General features: G+C 43.1%; 23 protein-coding genes. All 23 read left to right on the forward strand.

Annotation, left to right across the window (positions count from 1 at the left end; genetic code table 11):
* Positions 1 to 177 precede the first annotated feature (177 nt).
* The 23 genes from SWOO_RS08110 (at position 178) to fliE (ending at position 23,017) form a co-directional block, all read left to right on the forward strand.
* The gene (locus tag SWOO_RS08110) at positions 178 to 1,101 is read left to right on the forward strand and encodes a chemotaxis protein CheV (RefSeq protein WP_012324227.1); all 924 of its coding nucleotides are present in this window, start codon (positions 178 to 180) and stop codon (positions 1,099 to 1,101) included.
* 123 nt (positions 1,102 to 1,224) lie between these two features.
* Positions 1,225 to 2,058 (forward strand): CheR family methyltransferase, encoded by an 834-nt coding sequence (locus SWOO_RS08115; protein ID WP_012324228.1) that lies wholly within the window; start codon positions 1,225 to 1,227, stop codon positions 2,056 to 2,058.
* A 274-nt stretch (positions 2,059 to 2,332) separates the two neighbouring features.
* Positions 2,333 to 2,731: a flagellar basal body rod protein FlgB gene (gene flgB / locus SWOO_RS08120; protein WP_012324229.1), complete on the forward strand. Its 399-nt coding sequence runs from the start codon at positions 2,333 to 2,335 to the stop codon at positions 2,729 to 2,731.
* Between the two features lie 2 nt (positions 2,732 to 2,733).
* On the forward strand, positions 2,734 to 3,150 hold the full coding sequence (gene flgC, locus SWOO_RS08125; protein ID WP_041417547.1) for a flagellar basal body rod protein FlgC: 417 nt from the start codon (positions 2,734 to 2,736) through the stop codon (positions 3,148 to 3,150).
* 81 nt (positions 3,151 to 3,231) lie between these two features.
* Positions 3,232 to 3,975, forward strand: coding sequence for a flagellar hook assembly protein FlgD (gene flgD / locus SWOO_RS08130; RefSeq protein ID WP_374700126.1), 744 nt, complete (start codon positions 3,232 to 3,234; stop codon positions 3,973 to 3,975).
* 143 nt (positions 3,976 to 4,118) lie between these two features.
* Complete coding sequence (flgE, locus tag SWOO_RS08135; RefSeq protein ID WP_012324232.1) at positions 4,119 to 5,480, forward strand: flagellar hook protein FlgE; 1,362 nt, start codon at positions 4,119 to 4,121, stop codon at positions 5,478 to 5,480.
* A 184-nt stretch (positions 5,481 to 5,664) separates the two neighbouring features.
* Complete coding sequence (gene flgF, locus SWOO_RS08140; protein ID WP_012324233.1) at positions 5,665 to 6,408, forward strand: flagellar basal-body rod protein FlgF; 744 nt, start codon at positions 5,665 to 5,667, stop codon at positions 6,406 to 6,408.
* Positions 6,409 to 6,419: 11 nt separating this feature from the next.
* Positions 6,420 to 7,208, forward strand: coding sequence for a flagellar basal-body rod protein FlgG (gene flgG, locus SWOO_RS08145; protein WP_012324234.1), 789 nt, complete (start codon positions 6,420 to 6,422; stop codon positions 7,206 to 7,208).
* 10 nt (positions 7,209 to 7,218) lie between these two features.
* The gene (gene flgH / locus SWOO_RS08150) at positions 7,219 to 7,908 is read left to right on the forward strand and encodes a flagellar basal body L-ring protein FlgH (protein WP_012324235.1); all 690 of its coding nucleotides are present in this window, start codon (positions 7,219 to 7,221) and stop codon (positions 7,906 to 7,908) included.
* A 10-nt stretch (positions 7,909 to 7,918) separates the two neighbouring features.
* A complete protein-coding gene (locus SWOO_RS08155) occupies positions 7,919 to 9,010 on the forward strand; it encodes a flagellar basal body P-ring protein FlgI (RefSeq protein WP_012324236.1) in 1,092 nt (363 codons plus the stop codon).
* Positions 9,011 to 9,187: 177 nt separating this feature from the next.
* A complete protein-coding gene (flgJ, locus tag SWOO_RS08160; protein ID WP_012324237.1) occupies positions 9,188 to 10,198 on the forward strand; it encodes a flagellar assembly peptidoglycan hydrolase FlgJ in 1,011 nt (336 codons plus the stop codon).
* Positions 10,199 to 10,244: 46 nt separating this feature from the next.
* Positions 10,245 to 12,158, forward strand: a complete 1,914-nt coding sequence (flgK, locus tag SWOO_RS08165; RefSeq protein ID WP_012324238.1) for a flagellar hook-associated protein FlgK — start codon at positions 10,245 to 10,247, stop codon at positions 12,156 to 12,158.
* Positions 12,159 to 12,169: 11 nt separating this feature from the next.
* Complete coding sequence (flgL, locus tag SWOO_RS08170) at positions 12,170 to 13,360, forward strand: flagellar hook-associated protein FlgL (RefSeq protein WP_012324239.1); 1,191 nt, start codon at positions 12,170 to 12,172, stop codon at positions 13,358 to 13,360.
* Between the two features lie 79 nt (positions 13,361 to 13,439).
* Positions 13,440 to 14,261 (forward strand): flagellin N-terminal helical domain-containing protein, encoded by an 822-nt coding sequence (locus tag SWOO_RS08175; protein WP_012324240.1) that lies wholly within the window; start codon positions 13,440 to 13,442, stop codon positions 14,259 to 14,261.
* Positions 14,262 to 14,499: 238 nt separating this feature from the next.
* Positions 14,500 to 15,318, forward strand: a complete 819-nt coding sequence (locus SWOO_RS08180; protein WP_012324241.1) for a flagellin N-terminal helical domain-containing protein — start codon at positions 14,500 to 14,502, stop codon at positions 15,316 to 15,318.
* A gap of 113 nt (positions 15,319 to 15,431) precedes the next feature.
* The gene (locus tag SWOO_RS08185; RefSeq protein WP_012324242.1) at positions 15,432 to 15,821 is read left to right on the forward strand and encodes a flagellar protein FlaG; all 390 of its coding nucleotides are present in this window, start codon (positions 15,432 to 15,434) and stop codon (positions 15,819 to 15,821) included.
* Positions 15,822 to 15,870: 49 nt separating this feature from the next.
* Positions 15,871 to 17,241 carry a flagellar filament capping protein FliD gene (gene fliD / locus SWOO_RS08190; protein WP_012324243.1) on the forward strand — a complete coding sequence of 457 codons (1,371 nt, stop codon included), beginning with the start codon at positions 15,871 to 15,873 and terminating at the stop codon, positions 17,239 to 17,241.
* A gap of 22 nt (positions 17,242 to 17,263) precedes the next feature.
* Complete coding sequence (locus SWOO_RS08195; RefSeq protein WP_041417549.1) at positions 17,264 to 17,593, forward strand: hypothetical protein; 330 nt, start codon at positions 17,264 to 17,266, stop codon at positions 17,591 to 17,593.
* A 10-nt stretch (positions 17,594 to 17,603) separates the two neighbouring features.
* Entirely contained in the window at positions 17,604 to 18,014 is a 411-nt protein-coding gene (fliS, locus tag SWOO_RS08200; RefSeq protein ID WP_012324245.1) for a flagellar export chaperone FliS, read from the forward strand.
* A gap of 311 nt (positions 18,015 to 18,325) precedes the next feature.
* Positions 18,326 to 19,759 (forward strand): sigma-54 dependent transcriptional regulator, encoded by a 1,434-nt coding sequence (locus SWOO_RS08205; protein WP_012324246.1) that lies wholly within the window; start codon positions 18,326 to 18,328, stop codon positions 19,757 to 19,759.
* A gap of 243 nt (positions 19,760 to 20,002) precedes the next feature.
* Positions 20,003 to 21,115, forward strand: a complete 1,113-nt coding sequence (locus SWOO_RS08210) for a sensor histidine kinase (protein WP_012324247.1) — start codon at positions 20,003 to 20,005, stop codon at positions 21,113 to 21,115.
* Positions 21,108 to 22,466: a sigma-54-dependent transcriptional regulator gene (locus tag SWOO_RS08215; protein ID WP_012324248.1), complete on the forward strand. Its 1,359-nt coding sequence runs from the start codon at positions 21,108 to 21,110 to the stop codon at positions 22,464 to 22,466. The genes SWOO_RS08210 and SWOO_RS08215 overlap by 8 nt, the downstream gene beginning before the upstream one ends.
* 218 nt (positions 22,467 to 22,684) lie before the next feature.
* A complete protein-coding gene (gene fliE / locus SWOO_RS08220) occupies positions 22,685 to 23,017 on the forward strand; it encodes a flagellar hook-basal body complex protein FliE (RefSeq protein ID WP_012324249.1) in 333 nt (110 codons plus the stop codon).
* The last annotated feature ends 74 nt before the right edge of the window (positions 23,018 to 23,091 follow it).

The raw sequence follows: 23,091 nt of genomic DNA on the forward strand, positions 1-23,091 counted from the left end.
CTATACTTTCGTAAAGAACGTGATTTTGCACTTCTCAAATCTAAGAGAAGGAGTCATAAACTTGACTAATTCATGTTCTGGTTGTGAGATATATCTATTCAAGCAATTAATATGCCTATACTCAGTTAAGTTATGAAATGTAGGTCAGCATCCTAAAGACGACAAGGCAAGCGTATTATGTCAAGTATTCTTGAGTCAGTTAACAAACGAACCCAGCTAGTTGGGGCGAACCGTTTAGAGCTTTTACTTTTTAAGCTTAACGGCCGTCAAAGGTTCGGAATCAACGTGTTCAAAGTTAAGGAGGTACTACAATGCCCACCCTTAACCAGTTTGCCTAAATTAAGTTCCTTTGTTAAAGGGGTTGCACACATTCGTGGTGCGACGATATCTGTGATTGATCTCAGTGCGGCAACAGGTGGCCGTCCAATTGAGGATATCGACGGTTGTTTTATCATTATTTCTGAATACAACCGAAGTATTCAGGGATTTTTGGTAAAGTCAGTAGAGCGGATAATTAATATGAATTGGGAGGCGATTATGCCGCCTCCACAGGGGTCTGGACGCTACTCTTATCTGACTGCTGTGACTGAGATAGAGGGTGAGTTAGTTGAGATCCTTGATGTCGAGAAAATTCTTGATGAGATATCTCCAGTTAAAACTGAAATTAGCCAAGAGTTAAGTGAGCAGCTAACCATAGATGAAGATGATAATTTTCATATCATGGTTATCGATGATTCTGCAGTGGCAAGAAAGCAGATCATTCGTGCTCTTGAAGCATTGGGATTGCAGATCGATACGGCCATTGACGGTAAAGATGCATTAAATAAACTCACCAAAATGGCTGAAGAGATGGATAATGTCTCCAAGGAGATCCCGCTTATTATCTCAGATATCGAAATGCCAGAGATGGACGGCTATACGCTAACAGCAGAGATTAGAGATAATCCAAAGCTGAAAGATATTAAAATTGTGCTGCACACCTCCTTAAGTGGAGTATTTAATCAGGCCATGGTGGAGAAAGTTGGGGCGAATGACTTTATTGCTAAATTTAATCCCGATGAGCTTGCTGCGGCAGTGAATAAGCATTTGAGTCTAGAATGATAGAAGATTGAGGGCTGCGGTTTTTATATTATGCTTGTTTCTTTATACTTGCTAATGTATAACCCAGCGCTCTATACAATATGATGTTGTTATAGCCTGTTTTACTGATATTAGGATATCTAGGTGCCAAATAAATCACTTGCTGAAGCTGAATACACACAATTTAGATTATTTCTGGAACAACACAGTGGTATTGTGCTGGGTGATAATAAGCAGTATTTAGTACGCAGTCGCTTAGCACCTTTGATGGGACAGTATAATCTTCCATCCTTGTCTGAAGTGGTCAAACACTCCATGAAGCCAACTGAGCGGCAGCTGAGAGCATCTGTTATCGATGCGATGACCACGAATGAAACTTTATGGTTTAGAGATCGGTACCCCTTTGAGTTGCTATCTAATAAGTTATTGCCTGAATACAGCAAGCTTGGTAGACCACTTAAAATATGGTCGGCGGCCTGTTCCTCAGGTCAAGAACCCTATTCACTTGCCATGACTATTTTGGAGTATCAACAGAAAAAGCCAGGAACCTTGCCAGGTAATGCCTCAATTCTAGCAACGGATCTATCTCCGTCTATGCTTGAAAGGTGTAAAAATGCTGAGTATGACAATTTGGCATTAGGCAGAGGCTTGTCTGAGGAGCGTAAGCGTCAGTTTTTTACAGCGACCAATGACGGCACTATGGTGATCAAGGACAATGTTAAACGTCTAGTTAACTTTAGAGCCCATAATCTACTTGAAAGCTATACCTTGCTAGGTAAGTTTGACATTATATTTTGTCGTAATGTGCTTATCTATTTCTCTCCAGAGGCAAAGGCCAAAATCCTGCGGCAATTTGCTGCCGCTTTGAACCCGAAAGGGATACTCTTTCTTGGCGCATCTGAGTCAATTGCCGGATTAACAGAGGAGTTTGATATGATCCGCTGTAATCCAGGTATCTATTATCAAAAGAAAATCTAAATGATTATCTAACCTATCGTCTATATCGAGCTTGAAACTAAGTGCCTGTGACTTCTGCGGTTAGTTTCATACTCTGATAGAGCATTTAGCCTTATATATCCTCTGTTATCTCTTCGTTAAGCCATTCTAATTAAGCCCGTTTATTAAGCGTTTCACTCTTTTCTTACTTACCTTTAACGTGCTCAAGGTCAAACCTCCTCATATAGCTCTTGATATTGTATTTTTTGGCATGACAATTGCTTTGTTATTGACATTGAGTTTAGGAGGCAGTTTTATGGCGATTAGTTTTGATAAGGCGTTAGGAGTTCACCAATACACACTAGGGATCCGCTCCCAACGTGCAGAGGTTATCTCTTCGAACATTGCCAATGCAGATACTCCTCACTATAAAGCGCGTGATATCGATTTTGATAAAGCACTGCAAGCTGCAACAAGTCAACAGCGTGGGCTGGCGATGACTGGCAGTGACAGTAAACATTTCGATTTAGCAGCCCTCTCTGAGCAACATTATGGTTATAGAGTGCCTAATCAGCCAGATACCGGTGATGGTAATACCGTTGATATCCAGCAAGAGCAATCAGAGTTTATGCAAAATGCCCTTGAATATCAGATGTCACTGGGTTTTTTAGACAGTAAGTTCTCTGGACTTAAGAAAGCACTGAAAGGAAATTAATGATGAGTTTATTCAATATTTTTAACGTTTCAGGCTCAGGTATGTCGGCTCAATCGGTAAGATTGAACACCACTGCCAGTAATATTGCCAATGCCGATTCAGTCTCCAGTAGCATTGATGAGACATACCGTGCAAGGCATCCCATTTTTGAAGCTGAGATGGCTAAAGCTAGTCATCAGCAGCAATCATCACAATCTGTTGCCGTTAAGGGCATAGTTGAGAGTGATGCGCCTTTGCAGAAGGAGTACTCTCCTAATCATCCAATGGCTGATACAGATGGCTTTATCTATAAACCGAATGTGAACGTGATGGAGGAGATGGCGGATATGATCTCGGCGTCTCGCTCATATCAGATGAATGTGCAGGTTGCTGAAGCGGCAAAGTCTATGCTTCAGCAAACCTTAAGAATTGGCAAATAGAGGAGCTAAGCAGTGAGCCTCATTAATCCGCTAAATAGTGCCCAAAATGTGGGCGGTGCTTCCCAGACATCGAATCAATCTGTGGCACCAGCGCAGCAAACAGCTTCGGCAGCACAAGCTGCTACGCAAAATACTGAGCAGACGTCGACAACGGGAAATCCATTTATTGATGCGATTCGCTTACCGGACGAATCATCGATACCTGAGCCCAATAATCAGGAGTTGACCCAAGAAGATTTCTTCTCGCTATTAAGTCAGCAGTTGTCGATGCAAGATCCGTTCAAGCCTGTTGATAATGATCAGATGATCGCTCAGATGGCATCATTTTCTACGGTAGACGGCATTAATAACCTTAATGATGAGATTGTTAACCTTAATACTGTGATGACCTCGAGCCAAGCGCTGCAGGCATCAGGCTTAGTTGGGCAGAAGGTGTTGATCCCATCTGATACTGGGCATGTTTCAGCCGAAGGCCGAGAGCTTAAAGGGATCATCAGTACCCCTGAAGCTATCGAAAGTATCACGGTACGTGTTGAAGATGACAAAGGACAGTTAGTTAAATCGTTTACGGTTGATGGCAGTGCTGGCGGCAACGTGGATGTGGCATGGGATGGACTTGATAAAAATGGCGAGCCAGTTGCCGACGGTAACTACTCCATCAAGGCGTCAGGCAAAGTTGATGGTAAGAGTGAAGAGCTAGCCGTATCTACCTATGCCCACGTGACCAGTGTTTCACTCGGTACGGCAAGCACGGGTGCCATTCTTAACTTACGTGGCGTTGGTGGTATTAAGATTGGAGATGTATTAGCTGTCGCTGAAAGCTAATTCAAATAACAAACTTGTCTGCATAGTGGGTGAGTTTAAGTAATAAATTATCCAGAACCTTAGGTTGCTGGATACTCAGTTCAAACAATGAAGTGATGGCTGGATTGTCATCATTCAGAAATGAATCGAAATCGAGGTGAATTATGTCGTTTAACATTGCATTGAGTGGTATTTCCGCTGCCCAGAAAGATCTAAATACCACAGCGAATAACATCGCTAACGTTAACAGCATTGGCTTTAAGGAATCTCGAGCTGAATTCGCCGATGTGTACGCAAACTCCATTTTTGCGAACAGTAAGACAGCGGTGGGTGGTGGTGCGACAACAAGTCAAGTTGCTCAGCAGTTCCATCAAGGTAGCTTACAGTTCACCAACAATGCCCTAGATATGGCGATTAATGGTGGTGGCTTTTTCGTTACATCAAGCAGCTTAGATTCACAAGATCACACCTTCACAAGAGCTGGGGCGTTTAAAGTCGATTCAAATAACTACTTGGTTGACTCGCAAGGTAACTTCCTACAGACATTTGGTGTCGATAAAGATGGTAACTCAACCTCGGTGAGCTTAACGACGACCAGCCCAGTTATCATTCCAGATACCGCAGGTAGCCCAAAGATGACAGATGAAATTGGGATACAGATGAATCTAAATGCGGGTGATGACACCTTAGATCCTGCCGCATTTGATCCAAACGATCGTGATACCTATAACAACTCAACTGCGGTAACCTTATATGATTCATTAGGTGAACCTCATATTATGACCACCTATTTTGTTCGTCCACCTCAAGCGGCATATACAGGTGCGAGTAATTGGGTCGCTTTCTACGCTGTCGATGGAAAGCAAGTTGACTTAGCAGGTCCAGCTGGTACTTATCAAACAGATACTACAGGTGATGGTAATGCCGATAGTAGTGGCTCTGCGACAACAGCTGGTGGCTGGAAAGGCTCGGTACTGACCTATAACGATACGGGGGCATATGTTGGTAGTGATCCTGCGGTTGTGACCACAGAGGAGCTGGGTGTTAATGGTGCCGGGGTACTCGGTCCTGGCGCCGATGGAACCCAAACTTTGGCGGTTAAATATAATAATCCAACTCAATATGCTTCAACATTTGAGGTCACTGAACTCACGCAAGATGGTACGACGGTTGGTCGTTTAACCAATGTTGAAGTGGGAGCCGACGGCCTAATTAATGCCAGCTACAGTAACGGTTCGACGGTTCCGTTGGCGAGAGTCGCCTTGGCTCGTTTTGCCAATGAACAAGGTTTGACTCAAGTTGGTAATACTTCATGGAAAGCCAGTTTAGACTCAGGGCTTGCCCTTGCTGGTGAAGCAAACAGTGGGACGTTTGGTAGTATTCGTTCATCGGCTCTTGAACAGTCGAATGTTGATTTGACGACAGAGTTAGTCGACCTTATCTCTGCTCAAAGAAACTTCCAAGCAAACTCAAGAACTTTGGAAGTGAACAATACCCTGCAGCAAACGGTACTTCAGATCCGATAGTTTCCCTAAAATAGAGGAGCGGCCTACATCGCTCCTCTTATCTTCTCTAAATCTTCTTGCTACTCCCCCTTATATTTTTACAGCCCTATTTTTATCACCGCCAATAATTTGTTCCTATTGTGGCATGTAACTTGCTGCATATTATTCATATATAGTTTTATGCGAAAGATTGACGGAGGAGCTGGTGGACAAATTACTCTACGTCGCAATGAGTGGCGCTAAGCAGAATATGAATGCTCTGGCGGTACGTGCGAATAACTTAGCCAATGCTAATACCGATGGTTTTAAAGCGGACATGGAACAAGCGCGTTCTATGCAGGCTTTTGGCGAAGGTTTGCCGACACGCGTATTTGCAATGACTGAAAATCCATCGGCAAATTTCTCCTCAGGTCCTATTAAGACAACTGGACGAGATCTGGATATTGCGATTAATGGCAGTGGATGGATAGCGGTTCAAGGGGCTGATGGTGGCGAAGCTTATACTCGCTCTGGGAGCTTAAGTTTCGATACTTCAGGTTTACTGCGTAATGACAGAGGAAACCCAATTATGGGTGATTCCGGTCCTATCGTTTTACCATTGCCGATAGAGAAAGTTGAGATAGCTCAAGATGGCATTATCTCAGTGCGTCCTTTAGGGGCGACAGCGGAAGTGATTGAAGAGGTAGGCAGGATTAAGTTAGTGAATCCTGGCGATGGAAATATGATGCGAGGAGCTGATGGTTTGTTTAGACAGATGTCAGGTGAAATTGCTCCTGCTGATCCACGTGTTGCCGTTGAAAGTGGTGCAGTGGAGGGCAGTAATGTGAATGCTGTCGATGAGATGGTGTCTTTGATTGATATACAACGTCAGTTTGAGATGCAGGTCAAGATGATGAAAACCGCAGAAGAGATGGATCAAGCATCATCTTCATTAATGCGTATTAGCTAGGAGATTATATTATGCATCCGGCGTTATGGATAAGTAAGACTGGGTTAGATGCTCAGCAAACCGATATTTCAGTTATCTCCAATAATGTGGCTAATGCCAGCACCGTTGGTTACAAAAAGAGTCGCGCAGTTTTTGAAGACCTTCTGTATCAGACTGTCAATCAAGCGGGTGGTGTGAGTGCATCAAACACTAAACTACCCAATGGATTAAATGTTGGTGCGGGAACGAAAGTGGTTGCCACTCAAAAGGTATTTACTCAAGGCAACATGCTGACCACAGATAATTCATTGGATCTGATGGTTGAAGGCCCAGGTTTTTTTGAAATTCAGTTGCCAGACGGCACCGCTGCTTATACCCGAAATGGTCAATTTACACTAGATGACACTGGGCAAATTGTGACATCAGGCTCTGGGTATGTGGTTCAGCCTGCTATCACTATTCCTGAGAATGCCACAGGCATTACAGTTTCCGCTGAAGGCGAAGTGTCGGTAAAAACAGCCGGCACAGCTGAGAGTCAGGTGGTTGGTCAGTTAACCATGTCAGACTTTATCAATCCAAGCGGGTTAGACCCCATGGGACAGAATTTATATACGGAAACCGGCGCCAGTGGTACCCCAATTCAGGGCACTGCATCTCTTGATGGCATGGGCGCTGTACGTCAGGGCGCTTTGGAAACATCAAATGTGAATGTAACCGAAGAGTTGGTGAACTTGATTGAGAGTCAGCGTATTTATGAGATGAACTCTAAAGTTATCTCGGCTGTCGATCAGATGTTGTCATACGTGAACCAGAATCTATAGAGGTCTCGCCATGAATAAATATTGGTTATGGACAGTATCAAGCTTGGTGCTGCTACCGGTATTAGCAGGTTGTGCTTCAACAGGTGGTAAACCGATTGCTGACGATCCTTACTACGCACCGGTGTACCCTGAAGCGCCACCGACTAAAATCGCGGCAACGGGATCCATGTATCAAGACAGCCAAGCTTCTAGTCTCTATTCTGATATTAAGGCTTTGAAAGTTGGTGATATTATTACTGTTATCTTGATGGAGCAGACGCAAGCCAAGAAAAGCGCTAATAATGAGATTAAAAAAGGCACGGATCTGTCCTTGGACCCTATTTATGCTGGCGGCGGCAATATCAGTATTGGAGGTCAACCTATCGATCTCAGGTATTCAGACAGTATGAATACCAAACGTGAGTCTGGAGCCGATCAAAGCAATAGCTTATCAGGGAGTATCTCTGCAAACGTGATGCAGGTGCTAAATAACGGCAACTTGGTTATCCGTGGTGAAAAGTGGATCAGTATCAATAATGGTGATGAGTTTGTTCGTTTGACGGGCATTGTTCGCTCTCAAGATATTCGTCCTGACAACACGATTGACTCTCCACGTGTGGCGAATGCAAGGATCCAATACAGTGGTACAGGTACTTTTGCTGATGTGCAAAAGGTGGGGTGGTTAAGCTCATTCTTTATGGGCAGCTGGTGGCCTTTCTAAGGAGGTAAACATGAAACTTAAACTATTTCTTCTATCCGTTTTGCTGTTAGTTTCAGGATCTAGTCAGGCTCAGAGGATCAAAGATATCGCCAATGTGCAAGGTGTGCGAAGTAACCAACTAATTGGCTATGGTTTGGTTGTTGGTTTGCCTGGCACTGGTGAGAAGACCACCTATACCGAACAAACATTCAAAACCATGTTGAAAAACTTTGGTATCAACTTGCCTGATAACTTAAGGCCTAAGATTAAAAACGTTGCTGTGGTTGCCGTACATGCTGAAATGCCAGCATTTATAAAACCAGGTCAAACTCTTGACGTGACGGTTTCAAGCTTAGGTGAGGCAAAAAGTTTACGTGGTGGCACCTTACTACAGACTTTTCTGAAAGGGGTCGATGGTAATGTGTATGCGATTGCGCAAGGAAGTATGGTGGTCAGTGGCTTTAGCGCTGAGGGGCTTGATGGCTCTAAAGTTATCCAAAATACACCGACAGTGGGACGTATCCCAAATGGCGGTATTGTTGAAAGAACGGTGACAACCCCGTTTTCAACTGGCGATCACTTAACCTTTAACTTACGCCGAGCCGACTTCTCGACAGCTAAACGACTCGCGGATGCGATCAATGAGCTGCTTGGCCCTGGGATGGCAAGACCGCTCGATGCTGCATCGGTGCAGGTGAGTGCGCCTAGGGATGTTTCTCAACGTGTCTCTTTCTTGGCGACACTTGAAAATATTCAGGTAGAACCAGCGTCAGAGTCAGCTAAGGTGATCGTTAACTCTCGAACCGGCACCATTGTTGTTGGAAGAGAAGTGCGCTTGCTTCCTGCTGCAGTGACCCACGGTGGTTTAACGGTAACAATTGCGGAAGCAACGCAGGTTTCACAACCTAACCCTCTTGCTGGTGGTCAAACCGTAGTGACGGCCGATACCACGATTGATGTGGCGGAGGAGGATAGCCGTATGTTTCTGTTTAACCCAGGAACGACATTGGATGAGTTAGTTAGGGCTGTTAACCTTGTTGGCGCAGCACCATCAGATGTGCTGGCTATTCTTGAAGCATTAAAGATGGCTGGCGCACTGCACGGTGAACTTATCATTATTTAGTTTTTCACACCTGCGCCTATCAATAAGAAAGGCTTAGCTAAACAGCTAGGCCTTTTTCAATTCAAATAGCAAATCACAAATGCATTCAACTTCTTATGCTAATAAGTATATTTGGTACGCCATTTGCAGCAAATAGGCATCAACGTCTGATTATTGTCGCTACTGTTGGAACACTCTATGGAAAAGCTCTCAAACTCATCTCATTTTTTGGATCTAGGAGGCCTAGATTCACTTAGGGCTCAGGCCAAAAAAGATGATAAAGCGGCTTTAAAAGAGGTTGCTCAGCAGTTTGAAGGTATTTTTGTTCAGATGCTAATGAAGAGTATGCGTGATGCCAATGCTGCTTTTGAGTCTGATAGCCCGATGAATAGCCAATACACCAAGTTTTATGAGCAGATGCACGATCAGCAGATGTCTGTAAACCTTTCTGACAAAGGGATGTTGGGCCTTGCGGATCTTATGGTGCAGCAGCTCTCGCCAGAAACAAGTAATGTTACCCCCGCGTCTGTACTTAGAGGCAATGCCAATTTAGGCGAAGGTGTCGAGCAGGCGATGGTGATGAGCCGTGCCACTCGGGGAGGAGCCATTACGCAGCATGCTTCTCAACCAGCGCTAGACACCGAAGCGGCAATGGAACCGCTAAAAGCTGTGTTGTCTGGCAAGCAATTGCCGTCTGAGGCAACTAGCTCAAATATGACTTTTGCAGATCGAAATGATTTTATTGCCAAGCTCTACCCCCATGCTAAAAAAGCGGCTGACAGCTTAGGTACACAACCTGAGGTCTTGATTGCCCAGTCCGCGCTAGAAACCGGATGGGGACAGAAGATGATTAAGCGCCAGGGGGGCGACTCGAGTAACAATCTATTTAATATCAAGGCGGATAATCGTTGGCAAGGGGATAAAGCTGCAGTGAAAACCCTCGAGTTTGAACAGGGTGTTGCAGTGCAGCAAAGAGCTGATTTTCGAGTTTATGATGGGATTAAGCAGAGCTTTGATGATTTTGTCAGCTTCATTTCCGATGGACCAAGGTACCAAGAAGCGATGAAGAAAGCGGCTAATCCGAATGAGTTTATTAAAGCCTTACAAGATGCTGGTTATGCAACCGATCCTGAATACGCCAACAAGGTGATTAAGGTAATGAAGTCACTCTCATCTGAGCTTCAGACAGTTATACCGGGAGATAAGTAATGAGCTATCTGCTTATCAGTATCGAACAATTTAGGAGTGCCTGGTAATGGGTATGGATCTTCTTAATATTGCAAGAACAGGTGTTTTGGCCTCTCAGTCACAACTGGCGGTTACTAGTAATAATATTGCCAATGCCAATACTCAAGGCTACCACAGACAGGTCGCTGAGCAATCGAGTTTGGATAACCAGCGTCTGGGCGGTAACTTTTTCGGTTCTGGTACTTATATCTCAGATGTAAAGCGTATCTATAATGATTACGCGGCAAGAGAGCTCCGGATTGGTCAAACGACTGTCAGTGAGGCGCAGGCTACTCAGATTAAGATGGGTGAACTGGATCAGCTGTTTTCTCAAATTGGTAAATCCATTCCTCAGGGACTGAACGATCTTTTTGCTGGATTGAACAGCTTAGCCGATCTACCCGACGATATCGGAATTAGAAATAATGTATTAGGTTCTGCAGGACATCTAGCCAGTAGCTTGAATCAGATGCAAGCACACCTAGATGGGCAGATGAAGCAGACCAATGATCAAATCGCTGGTATTACCGACAGAATTAATGAGATTGGTAATGAGTTAGGCCATATTAACCGTGAACTGATGAAGTCGCAGGGCGAAGATATGTCGTTACTGGATAAGCAAGATGCGCTTATTCAGGAGCTTAGCCAGTATTCTCAAGTTAATGTGATCCCATTAGATACAGGGGCAAAAAGCATCATGTTAGGTGGTGCAGTGATGTTGGTGTCAGGCGAAGTGTCTATGGCAATAGGCACAACTGCTGGTGACCCATTCCCGAATGAATCGAGAGTGACTAGCTCTGCTGGGGCTCAAACGTTGATTATCGATCCGTCACAGATGGGAGGCCAACTTGGTGCTCTATATGAGTTTCGCAATGAAACCTTAGTTCAAGCTCAGTTGGAAGTTGGGCAGCTTGCATTGGGTGTTGCAGATGCTTTTAATCAGGCTCAATCACAAGGCTTCGATCTCTCAGGTGCACTGGGACAGAATATTTTTACTGATATTAATGATCCTGACATGGCAGTAGGCCGGGTTGGTGGGTTTGGTACTAATACTGGTAATGCTAATTTAAGAGTCAACATTGATGATACTTCTGCCTTAACTGGTGGAAGCTATGATTTAACCTTCACAGCCCCCGGTACTTATGAGCTAACGGACATCAATACCGGAGTGGTTACTCCTTTGACCTTAAATGGCTCTCAACTTGATGGTGGAGATGGCTTCTCTATTCATATTGATTCTGGCGCATTTGTTGACGGTGACAAATTTGAGATCCGCCCATCAGCTGGCGCTGCAGCAGGTATTAAAGTTGAGATGACCGATCCCAAGGGAATTGCAGCAGCGGGGCCGAAAATTACAGCGGGGACGGCTAATTCCGGTAATACCGAAATTGAGATCCTTAGCATAGATAGAAACAATGTGAACCTACCTTTAACGGGATCTGAACTGACTTATCAGATAGATCCTGTTGCAAATACCTTCACTGTCTTTGATGCATCGGGAACGTTAGTGAGTGCCGCCGCTCCATATACGCCGCCTACCATTACCAGCAATGGTTTCAGTTTTGATGTGAATACGACATCTACATCGACAGAGAGTTTTACTTTCGATTTTACCTTTGCTGAGGGCGATAACAGTAATGCTGTTTCGATGGCACAGCTTAGCGAAGCTAAGTTGATGAACAGTGGAGGCTCTACATTAACCGACGTCTATGAAGGCACTAAGTTAGTTGTTGGCGGTAAGGCCAAAGCTGCATCCGTTGCTGTTGGCTCAGCCGAAGCGGTTTTCACCCAAGCCTATAACCGAGTTCAGAGTGAATCAGGGGTAAACCTAGATGAAGAAGCCGGTAACTTAATTCGATTTCAACAAGCCTATCAAGCGTCCGCAAGGATTATGACAACGGCTTCAGAGATCTTTGACACCTTATTTAGTTCTGTTCGATAGGGGAAGCGAATATGAGGATTTCTACTTCGCAGATGTTTAATCAAAGCATCAACAGTGTTCTGGATAAACAGACTGCTACTAGCAAAATATTAGATCAACTATCGAGTGGCAAGAAGGTCAATACTGCGGGTGATGATCCAGTAGCATCAGTAGGCATTGATAATTTAAATCAACAAAATGCCCTTGTTGATCAGTTTATGAAGAATATTGACTATGCCAAAAACCGCCTTGGTTTGAGTGAAAGTAAGCTTGGCACGGCTGAAACGTTAGTTGCTTCAACGCGAGAGCAAGTGATCCGTGCAATAAATGGTGGCCTGTCAGAGTCTGAGCGGCAAATGATTGCCGATGAGCTTAAAGGAACGTTAGAGGAACTCGTTGCGGTTGCAAATACTAAGGATGAATCGGGCAACTATATCTTCGCAGGCTTTGAAACTGGTAAGCAGCCTTTTGCCTTTGATAGTGCTGGAAACATGATATATAGCGGTGATAACGGAGCGCGAGAAGCGGTTATCGCCTCGGGTGTTACGATTGCCACTAATATCCCTGGTGACAACGCTTTTATGAATGCTCCTAGTGGCTTAGGTGATTACAGCGCCAATTATCTGGCGAGTCAAGTTGGTGAGTTCTCTGTTGATAGTGCCAAAATAACGAACCCTGGTACATATGTTGAAGATACCTACACTTTTACTATGGTGGGAGCGAATCTTGAGGTTAGAGATTCAAGTGCCACATTAGTGACAACAGAGGTCGGTTTTGATCCCACTAACCCTATCTCTTTTAACGGGATGGAGGTCAAGCTAGACGGTATGCCTACTGCAGGCGACAGCTTCTCAATTACTCCTCAGTCAGAGGTCAGTATTTTCGACACAATTAATCAAGCAATTTCTCTACTCGAAGATCCTAATAAGGTGAACACCCCACAAGGTGTTTCTGAATTGGCACAGATATTGAATAATATTGATAGTGGTGTCAATCAAATCAGTATTGCTCGAAGTGAAACAGGCAACAGCCTTAAAAGCATCGAAAGCTACAGTACTCACCATGTAGATGAGAAGTTAGTGAATAGTTCAACTCTATCTATGTTGGAAGATCTTGATTATGCATCGGCAATTACAGAGTTTGAGAAGCAGCAGTTAGCATTAAATGCGGTTTCAAGTGTATTTAGCAAGGTAGGGTCTGTTTCACTGTTCGATTACATATAGACCCTGTTTGAGTAAAAAATCAATCTAATTTTAGCCAAGGTCGCAATCTTGGCCTTGTACTAAGAAAGAGGAAGTCAAAATGGCTATTACAGTTAATACTAACGTGACATCGTTGAAAGCGCAGAAAAACCTGAACACATCTAGTGGTAATCTAGCCACCTCCATGGAGCGGTTATCGAGTGGTTTAAAGATTAACAGTGCAAAAGATGATGCGGCTGGTCTTGCTATCTCAAACCGCCTGAACTCACAAGTTCGTGGTTTGGAAGTGGGCATGCGAAATGCTAATGATGCGATATCGATTGCACAAATCGCAGAAGGTGCGATGCAGGAGCAAACAAACATGCTTCAGCGTATGCGTGATTTGACCATTCAGTCTGAAAACGGTGCAAACAGCACTGAAGATTTAGCTGCGTTAAAAGCTGAGATGGATCAACTTGCTACAGAAATTGATAATATTGGTACTAGTACGGCGTTTGGTAATACTAAGTTGCTACAAGGCGGTTTTTCAGCTGGTAAGATTTTCCAGGTTGGTCACCAAGAGGGTGAGGATGTCAAGGTTGTTGTTAAGAAAACGGACAAAACTTCTTTATCTGTTGCCGCGTTGAATAATGCAACTTCTGCAAATAGAGCATCGTCATTAGCAGCTATCGATAAAGCGATTAAAACTATCGATACACAAAGGGCTGATCTCGGTGCGGTTCAGAATCGTCTTGCTCACAATATCAGTAACAGTGCTAATACCCAAGCTAACGTTGCTGATGCGAAGAGTCGTATTGTGGATGTGGATTTTGCCAAAGAGACTGCGACCATGACTAAGAATCAGGTATTGCAACAAACAGGCTCGGCAATGCTGGCTCAGGCAAACCAATTGCCACAAGTTGCGCTATCTCTTCTAGGGTAAAAATGGTTATGCCAGAAAGCGACTCATGCACATTTTGTGTGGAGTCGCTTTTAGCTATCTGCTCTATCGTGTTTATTTCTTATTGTTTTTTATGATATTTATTTGTCTTTAAGTTTTTTTGAAAAAAAAGGTTAAAGATAAAAAATCCTCTGCCGTTAAATATACTGTAACCGATATGCTCCGCCTGGCTAAGAAGACAGGCAAAGTTTCAAGCCAGGTATTAAAGAGGAAACAAATTATGGCTATTACAGTAAATACGAACGTAACATCATTGAAGGCTCAGAAAAACCTGAATAATTCAAGTGGTAATCTAGCTACCTCTATGGAGCGTCTATCAAGTGGTTTGCGTATTAATAGCGCAAAAGATGATGCGGCAGGTCTAGCGATTTCAAACCGTCTTAACAGCCAGGTTCGTGGCCTTGAAGTCGGTATGCGTAACGCAAACGATGCTATCTCTATTGCTCAAATAGCAGAAGGTGCAATGCAAGAGCAGACTAACATGCTACAACGTATGCGTGATTTGACTGTTCAAGCGGAAAACGGTGCAAACAGTGCTGATGATATTGCAGCACTTAAAGCTGAGATGGATCAATTAGCAACTGAAATTGATGCGATTGGTACTAGTACGGCATTTGGTAATACTAAACTGATGACTGGTGGCTTCTCTGCAGGTAAGACCTTCCAAGTGGGTCACCAAGAGGGTGAAGATGTTAAAGTTACTGTAAAGAAAACAGATAAAACATCTCTTTCTGTTGGTTCATTAGCTTTAGCTACCTCTGCAAACCGCGCGTCAGCATTAGGTGCTATCGATAAAGCGATTAAGACTATTGATACGCAAAGAGCTGATTTAGGTGCGATTCAAAACCGTCTTTCTCACAACATTAGTAACAGTGCGAACACTCAGGCAAACGTTGCCGATGCTAAGAGTCGTATCGTAGATGTGGATTTTGCGAAAGAAACATCAGCAATGACTAAGAACCAGGTACTTCAACAAACAGGTTCAGCGATGCTAGCTCAGGCTAACCAGCTACCTCAAGTTGCTCTATCACTACTATAATATCAACTAAAGGTTAGTTGATAGATGATATAGTTGAAAGGGAGGTTCGGTCACGGATCTCCCTTTGTTGGTTCTAAGATTGTGAAGTTATATAGTGGGAGGAGAGTACAGTTATGGATATCAATTTTACAAACTCATCCAGCACAGCAACTGCTAAAATTGAGATCAGTACTACGCCAGTTAAATCAACTGCAGCAGAGAGTTCAGAACTTGAACGTCGTGCAACAATTCAAGCAGTAGAAGAGACTGAAAAAGAAACTGAAGTTCAGTCAAAAACCAGTCAAGCTGAGATGCAACAGCTCGTTGAAGACCTATCTGATATGATGTCGGTTATGCGTAAAGGCTTAGCCTTTAAGATCGATGAAAGTTCAGGTAAGAATATTGTCAGTGTCATGGATGTTGATTCGGGTGACATTATTAGACAAATACCTAATGAAGAGGCGCTAAAATTAGCGCAAAAGCTGTCTGAAGTGACAGGTCTCTTGATGAAGACTGAAGCTTAAATTGTCAGTTTTATATTTAGTTTTAACATTATAGTTTTATGAGGTTTTTATGGCATTAACAGCGACGGGAATAGGTTCTGGGCTAGATATTAACACTATTGTCGGTGTTTTAGTTGATGCTGAGAAAGTCCCCAAAGAAGCTATCTTTGATAAAACAGAGAAGACCATCGATGCGAAAGTGTCGGCCATAGGTACACTGAAAAGTGCCTTGTCGACGTTTCAAGATGCGCTTGAAAAACTAAAAGATGGCAATAACATTAATCAAAAATCAGTTTCGACTGGTGACAGCCAGTTTTTAACGGCAACAGCCGATAAAACCGCACAAACTGGAAGCTACAACATTAAGGTTGAGCAGTTAGCCACAGCTCATAAAGTGGCTGGTATTAATGTTGCTGATCCCGCTGCAGCAGTCGGTGAGGGGAGTTTAGACTTAACAGTTAATGGAAATAGCTTTTCTGTTGATGTTGGGGCTGGTGATTCCCTAGAAGATATTGCTAAAAGCATCAATGATGCCACAGATAATGTTGGTGTCACTGCAACGATTATTACCAGTGATGCAGGCAGTCGGTTGGTCCTTAGTTCTGATGTCGAAGGGCCCGATAGCCAGATAACGGTAGCTGCGACTGATACGGTTGGTACCGGTTTGAACGATATGTTTGGTGGAGTTAACCTCACCGAACTTCAAGAAGCGAAGCCTTCAATAATCCATGTCGATGGTCAAAAGATAACCTCTCAAACTAACGAAGTTAAAGGGGCTATCACTGGCGTTACTCTTAATCTAACTGATGCGGATATTAATACGAGCAGTACTGTTAAAATTGAGTTGGATAAAGAAGGGATTAAAGAGAATATTACCGACTTTGTTGATGCTTATAACAGCCTTATTGAGTCCATTGATAAGCTTAGTGCTTATGATACAGAGAAGAAAACGGCTGCGGCGCTTCAAGGGGACTCAATGATCCGTTCGATAGAGTCTCAGGCACGTAACCTAATCAGTTCAAGAGTCACGGTTGATGGTGAGACTGTTGCCCTTTATGACATTGGGATATCGGCAGATCGCTATGGTAAGTTGTCTGTTGATAGCACTAAACTTGATAAAGTGATCGATGAAGATATTGGTAGCATCGAAGGACTGTTTGCTACGGATACTACCGGTATAGCAGTTCAATTGGATGAGCTTGTTGAGGGCTATGTTAAGACCGGTGGTCTAATCGATTCTCGCAATAATGCTTACACCAGTGATAAGCAGAGATTAGATGATCAGCGAGAAGCATTTTCATTAAAGATGGAACAACTGCAGGCTCGATTGTTTAAGCAGTTTAATGCCATGGATCTTGTGGTTGGAAATCTTAACCAACAAGCTGGCGGCATTATCAGTGGACTTAACTCACTCCCTGGTGTTGTTAAATCCCAAAGTTAAACCAAATTTGTAACTGGAGTAAATGGTGCAAAACTTTCAGGCGTTGGAGGAGCTAAATCAAGCTCTTGAACTGTTACTCGCAAAACTGGATAAAGAACCTGCTGAAAGTGAACTTGCTGATGAGTTGGTATCAGAATTGCAGGTACTGGTTGGTAAGCGTCAACTTTTGCTTAATGATTTACTTGCAGCAATTAAGCTAGAAGATAAAACTATGTGGCTCAAACAATTAGAGCTGACTCAACGTTTTGAGCAACAAGCTAAAGTTATAATGCGGCATAGACAAGAGTTGATGCATCTGAGCAGTAAAAGTAAACGGCAAATAAACTTTTACAAGTCAATCGGTGCTAAATAGGTAGGTATATATGAGAAAGTCACTGCAATCATATCGTAAAGTATCTGTTGAGAGTGAGATCTCAGTTGCTTCACCGCACAGAATTATACAGATGATGTTTGAAGGTGCTTTACAGCGTTTGGCACAAAGCCGTTACGCAATAGAAAACAATGATATTGCTAATAAAGGCATCTATATTGGTAAAGCTGTGGGCCTTATCACAGGTTTAAACAACAGCCTTAATATGGATGCTGGTGGTGATATCGCAAGTAACCTTTCAGATCTCTACGATTTTATGTTACGACGCATTTCAGAAGCCAATATGAATAATGACATACAGGCAATTGATGATGTCAGTGATATCTTGAAAACAATTAAAGAGGGCTGGGATGCGATTCCGCCTGAGAAGCATCATATGGCATCTCATTCAGAAGCGATGTAATCCTATCTGCGTGTATATCTTCAAGGGGCTAATCAGCCCCTTGTTCATTCCAAATAAAGTCGACACTAGTCAAAAAGTTGACATTGATACCCTAATTTGTTGACTATTTCATCAAAAAAAAAATTAGTTCTGCTAAAATCAATTCAGTGGAGCATTAAATGCATCAGGTACTTGCTAATAGCCTGCTGATAATACACTATTCCTCATGGTAGTGATTTCTTACATACTATTATGGAAATGCTACTCCGCTTTTACAGCAACAAACACTAATAATTAATGCGAATAATAACCAGCGCTTTACGGCTTTTTGAATGATGCAAACAGATCAACGAATTCTACTTGTCGGTAACCAGTCTGAGCGAATGAATCGCTTATCTTGTGTATTTGAGTTTTTAGGTGAACAAGTTGAGTTAGTCGCAGTCGATAAACTCGAACTGCGAGTTCATAACACTCGATTTCGAGCTTTAATCATCTCATCCGACATACAGTCTAAAGAGTTACTACAAACTCTTGCAGCTACCTTGCCTTGGCAGCCGATATTATTGCTTGGCGAGATGGATGGCGCTGTTGCGTCTAATATACTCGGCCATATTGAGGAGCCTCTAAATTATCCTCAGCTGACAGAGCTTCTTCACTTCTGTCAGGTTTTTGGGCAAGCTAAACGTCCAGATATTCCTACTAGTGTAAACCAAACCAAACTGTTCAGAAGCATGGTTGGCAGAAGTGATGGCATTGCCCAGGTTCGTCATTTGATCAACCAAGTTGCTCCCTCAGATGCGACAGTGCTTGTCCTTGGCCAATCCGGTACAGGTAAAGAGGTGGTGGCGAGGAACATCCACTATATTTCAGATCGCCGTGATGGGCCCTTTATACCCGTTAACTGTGGTGCAATCCCTCCTGAGCTTCTTGAAAGTGAACTTTTTGGTCATGAAAAGGGATCCTTTACTGGAGCGATAAGTGCACGAAAAGGGCGCTTTGAACTTGCAGAGAAAGGAACACTTTTCTTAGATGAAATTGGTGATATGCCTCTGCAGATGCAGGTGAAATTGCTTCGAGTTCTTCAGGAAAAAGTGTTTGAAAGAGTCGGTGGTTCTAAATCGATTACTACTGATGTACGTGTTGTCGCGGCAACGCACCGTCAACTAGAGTCAATGATTTTAGAGGGAGAGTTTAGGGAAGATCTCTATTATCGTTTGAATGTCTTTCCTATCGAAATGCCAGCTTTATGCGAGCGTAAAGATGATATCCCGCTGCTTTTGCAAGAACTTGTTAGCCGAGTGTATAACGAAGGGCGTGGCAAAGTTCGTTTTACTCAAAGAGCAATCGAGTCATTAAAAGAGCATGCTTGGTCAGGTAATGTCCGTGAGCTGTCTAACTTGGTTGAGCGTTTAACGATTCTTTACCCAGGTGGGTTGGTTGATGTTAATGATCTGCCAGTAAAGTATCGTCATATTGATGTGCCTGAATACTGTGTAGAGGTCAGTGAAGAGGAGCAAGAGCGTGATGCGCTCGCTTCCATATTCAACAGTGACGAGCCTGTCGATATTCCTGAGACACGTTTCCCTAGTGAACTTCCGCCCGAAGGCGTTAATCTTAAAGATCTATTAGCTGAGCTCGAAATTGATATGATTAGACAGGCATTGGAACAACAAGATAATGTGGTTGCCAGAGCCGCTGAGATGTTGGGCATTAGGCGAACAACCTTAGTTGAAAAGATGAGAAAGTATGGAATGGGAAAAGAGTAATACCGAGTAGATTACCCTCCCGTAAATTTAGCCCTTAAATATGCAAGCTTCTTGTTAGCTATAAGGGCTAAAATCATTATCTTTAGTCAATATTCATTCGTTAAACTTACTACCAATATCAGTTATTTTTGCATAGATAACTGATGCTTATTAATCAATGTCTTCCTTATTTTCTTTCCTTTTTATTTTGTGGCGTAAATTCTGCATGTAGCTTGTTAGCAGCAATTTTTTGACGGAGTAAATATGTCCGTAAGTCCTCAAATACAACAGGATACGATATCCCAACACTCTCCTAAGTGGTTGGATATTGCGCCAGCAGCGAATATGTCTAATCGAATGGAGCATATTCTGCAAGCTATGCCATCGGGCATTGTTATCATAAATGGTGATGGTGTTGTTACGGACACAAATCCTGTCGCGGTGAAGCTATTAGGCTTGCCTTTGGAGGGGTTAAAGTGGATTCAGGTTATTAATCGTGCCTTTTCTCCTCAAGACGATGATGGACATGAAGTATCACTTCGTAATGGCCGCAGAGTGAAGTTAGCAATCACTCCACTAACACCTGAATCTGGCCAATTAATAGTGTTAACTGATCTGACAGAAACGCGTATTTTGCAGAAAAACTTATCGCATCTTCAGCGTCTCTCTGCTTTAGGTAAAATGGTGGCCACTTTGGCTCACCAAGTTAGAACGCCATTAACAGCTGCACTTCTATATGCTTCCAACTTAGGAAGTCCTAAATTGACGGATGTTTCCAGAAAAAGATTTCAGGGAAAGTTAGTTGATAGGCTAAACGAGTTAGAGCATCAGGTGAATGATATGCTCTTAATGGCTAAAGGCCGTCAGCAGGAGCAAGGCGAAGCGGAGCATATCTCAACGGTCATGGAAAGCGTACTCGCCAATTGCGAACCGATTGCTGAGCAGAACCGGTGTGAACTTGAATTTATAGATAGCTCGAAGAGTCCATTTCTGGCTAATTCGAGTGCGTTAAGCTCAGCAATTAATAATCTGGTTGTTAACAGCATTGAAGCTGGCTCGACAAAGGTAAAAATTCAGGGATATGAAACACAGAGCAATTTGCATATCGACATTATTGATAATGGCAAAGGGTTAGACAAGGCGATGCAGCAGAAGGTGCTTGAACCATTTTTTACCACTAAAGCACAAGGTACCGGTTTAGGTTTAGCGGTTGTTCAATCTGTTGTGGCAAATCATAGTGGAAAATTGCAACTTAGATGTGAAAAAACAAAAGGGTGTACGGCTTCATTGGTTTTCCCAAAATTATTGGGCCAAGACTCTGAAACCTTTGATAAACCCTTGGTAAAAGAAGTTGATGAAGGAGCTAAATATGTCTGAAGGTAAACTATTATTGGTCGAAGATGATCACTCTCTTCGTGAAGCCCTATTAGACACTCTTTTGATAGCTCATTATGACTGTGTGGATGTTGCTTCTGCAGAGGATGCCATTGTTAAGCTTAAACACGAGTCATTTGATATGGTGATAAGTGATGTGCAGATGGAGGGAGTGGGTGGTTTAGGCTTACTAAATTACCTTCAACAACATCACCCACAGTTACCTATGTTACTTATGACAGCATATGCAACGATAGATAATGCTGTAAATGCTATTAAGCTTGGGGCTGTCGATTATTTAGCGAAGCCCTTTGCACCAGAGGTTTTGTTGAATCAAGTCTCTCGTTATCTCAAGCCAAAATTGTGTCAAACACAACCTGTTGTTGCTGATGAAAAGAGTCTAGCGCTACTCTCTTTAGCACAGAAAGTGGCAGCTTCAGATGCTTCAGTGATGATCATGGGGCCAAGTGGTTCAGGTAAAGAGGTATTGGCTAGGTTTATTCACCAAAACAGCCCCCGTGCAGAGCAACCTTTTGTCGCGATTAACTGTGCAGCAATTCCTGAAAATATGCTTGAAGCAACTCTATTTGGCTATGAAAAAGGGGCTTTCACCGGTGCTTATCAGGCCTGTCCTGGTAAATTTGAACAGGCGCAGGGAGGAACCTTGCTACTTGATGAGATCTCTGAAATGGAGCTAGGCCTACAGGCTAAGTTACTAAGGGTACTTCAAGAGAGAGAGGTGGAGCGAATTGGCGGCCGCAAGAATATCAAGTTAGATGTGAGGGTATTGGCAACCTCAAACCGCGATCTTAAATCTATGGCAGCATCAGGTGACTTTAGAGAAGATCTCTATTACAGAATAAATGTGTTTCCTTTAGTCTGGCCTTCGTTAAATCAAAGGCCAGCAGATATACTACCACTGGCTCGTCATCTGCTGCTTAGGCATGCAACGACATCAGGGATGTCGGAGATCCCTGATTTTGAAGAGAGCGCTTCTCGTCGCCTGCTGACTCACCGATGGCCTGGTAATGTCCGAGAGTTAGATAATGTGATTCAGAGAGCCTTAATTCTCTTCACTGGCGGGAATATAACCGCCAATGAGATCATAATCGATGCGGACGAAGTGATGCTTACTCAGGATGTGAAGTGTCATACTAGCACTCAAGAGAGCTCGCTGGAGTTGGATGCACTCGGAGATGAGCTAAAAGCTCAAGAACACGTGATCATTCTAGAAACTTTGACCCAGTGTCAAGGTAGTCGTAAGCTCGTTGCTGAGAAGCTAGGTATTAGCGCCAGAACTCTTAGGTATAAAATGGCCAAGATGAGAGATGCTGGTATTCAGATCCCTGCATAAACCGATCTTTTGATTTAGCTTAGCTATGTTTATAAAAGGCACTAACTTTAGTGCCTTTTTAGTATTTATTCCCCTCCATGCACAATTTTATCTCTCTCTTTTTTGTATTTCAGCACAACTCATCTTTGTGGCAAACAAATTGCATTAGTTCTTACCAAGAATCATTTTCGTCAACTATCCGTCATTTCTACTGTTAGTCGACTGTTTGGGAGAAACCTATGCAAATCGGAGCAAACTCTTTATTGCAAGAGATGAAGTCACTGAGTGGAGAGATCCCTACAGGCAGTATCACTCCCCAGATAACGCAGCAGGTAAGAAGTACTTCAGGTAGCGATTTTGGTGAGTTGTTATCACAGGCTGTTACCAGTGTCGGTGAGTTACAAGCTAACTCTGGGGAGCTATCTTCTAGACTCGACATGGGAGACACAAGGGTTACCTTGTCTGACACTGTTATCGCGCGTGAGAAAGCTAGCGTAGCATTTGAAGCAACAGTTCAAGTGAGAAATAAACTGGTGGAAGCCTATAAAGAAATCATGAGTATGCCTGTATAATACGTTGCATTACTTAGGTTTTATCTATTTTTAGTTGGTATTTTGACCACAATGATTAATAGACAAGCAGGGAT

Source organism: Shewanella woodyi ATCC 51908 (genome assembly GCF_000019525.1).
Lineage (GTDB): Bacteria > Pseudomonadota > Gammaproteobacteria > Enterobacterales > Shewanellaceae > Shewanella > Shewanella woodyi.

Excerpts from the sequence above, each read along its gene's own strand:
- flgL (WP_012324239.1), top strand. The coding sequence starts at position 12,170 with ATGAGGATTTCTACTTCGCAGATGTTTAATCAAAGCATCAACAGTGTT.
- SWOO_RS08195 (WP_041417549.1), top strand. The coding sequence starts at position 17,264 with ATGGTGCAAAACTTTCAGGCGTTGGAGGAGCTAAATCAAGCTCTTGAA.
- fliD (WP_012324243.1), top strand. The coding sequence starts at position 15,871 with ATGGCATTAACAGCGACGGGAATAGGTTCTGGGCTAGATATTAACACT.
- SWOO_RS08180 (WP_012324241.1), top strand. The coding sequence starts at position 14,500 with ATGGCTATTACAGTAAATACGAACGTAACATCATTGAAGGCTCAGAAA.
- SWOO_RS08110 (WP_012324227.1), top strand. The coding sequence starts at position 178 with ATGTCAAGTATTCTTGAGTCAGTTAACAAACGAACCCAGCTAGTTGGG.
- flgE (WP_012324232.1), top strand. The coding sequence starts at position 4,119 with ATGTCGTTTAACATTGCATTGAGTGGTATTTCCGCTGCCCAGAAAGAT.
- SWOO_RS08185 (WP_012324242.1), top strand. The coding sequence starts at position 15,432 with ATGGATATCAATTTTACAAACTCATCCAGCACAGCAACTGCTAAAATT.
- SWOO_RS08205 (WP_012324246.1), top strand. The coding sequence starts at position 18,326 with ATGATGCAAACAGATCAACGAATTCTACTTGTCGGTAACCAGTCTGAG.
- fliE (WP_012324249.1), top strand. The coding sequence starts at position 22,685 with ATGCAAATCGGAGCAAACTCTTTATTGCAAGAGATGAAGTCACTGAGT.
- SWOO_RS08155 (WP_012324236.1), top strand. The coding sequence starts at position 7,919 with ATGAAACTTAAACTATTTCTTCTATCCGTTTTGCTGTTAGTTTCAGGA.
- SWOO_RS08210 (WP_012324247.1), top strand. The coding sequence starts at position 20,003 with ATGTCCGTAAGTCCTCAAATACAACAGGATACGATATCCCAACACTCT.
- fliS (WP_012324245.1), top strand. The coding sequence starts at position 17,604 with ATGAGAAAGTCACTGCAATCATATCGTAAAGTATCTGTTGAGAGTGAG.
- flgK (WP_012324238.1), top strand. The coding sequence starts at position 10,245 with ATGGGTATGGATCTTCTTAATATTGCAAGAACAGGTGTTTTGGCCTCT.
- flgB (WP_012324229.1), top strand. The coding sequence starts at position 2,333 with ATGGCGATTAGTTTTGATAAGGCGTTAGGAGTTCACCAATACACACTA.
- flgH (WP_012324235.1), top strand. The coding sequence starts at position 7,219 with ATGAATAAATATTGGTTATGGACAGTATCAAGCTTGGTGCTGCTACCG.
- SWOO_RS08215 (WP_012324248.1), top strand. The coding sequence starts at position 21,108 with ATGTCTGAAGGTAAACTATTATTGGTCGAAGATGATCACTCTCTTCGT.
- flgJ (WP_012324237.1), top strand. The coding sequence starts at position 9,188 with ATGGAAAAGCTCTCAAACTCATCTCATTTTTTGGATCTAGGAGGCCTA.
- flgC (WP_041417547.1), top strand. The coding sequence starts at position 2,734 with ATGAGTTTATTCAATATTTTTAACGTTTCAGGCTCAGGTATGTCGGCT.
- flgG (WP_012324234.1), top strand. The coding sequence starts at position 6,420 with ATGCATCCGGCGTTATGGATAAGTAAGACTGGGTTAGATGCTCAGCAA.
- SWOO_RS08175 (WP_012324240.1), top strand. The coding sequence starts at position 13,440 with ATGGCTATTACAGTTAATACTAACGTGACATCGTTGAAAGCGCAGAAA.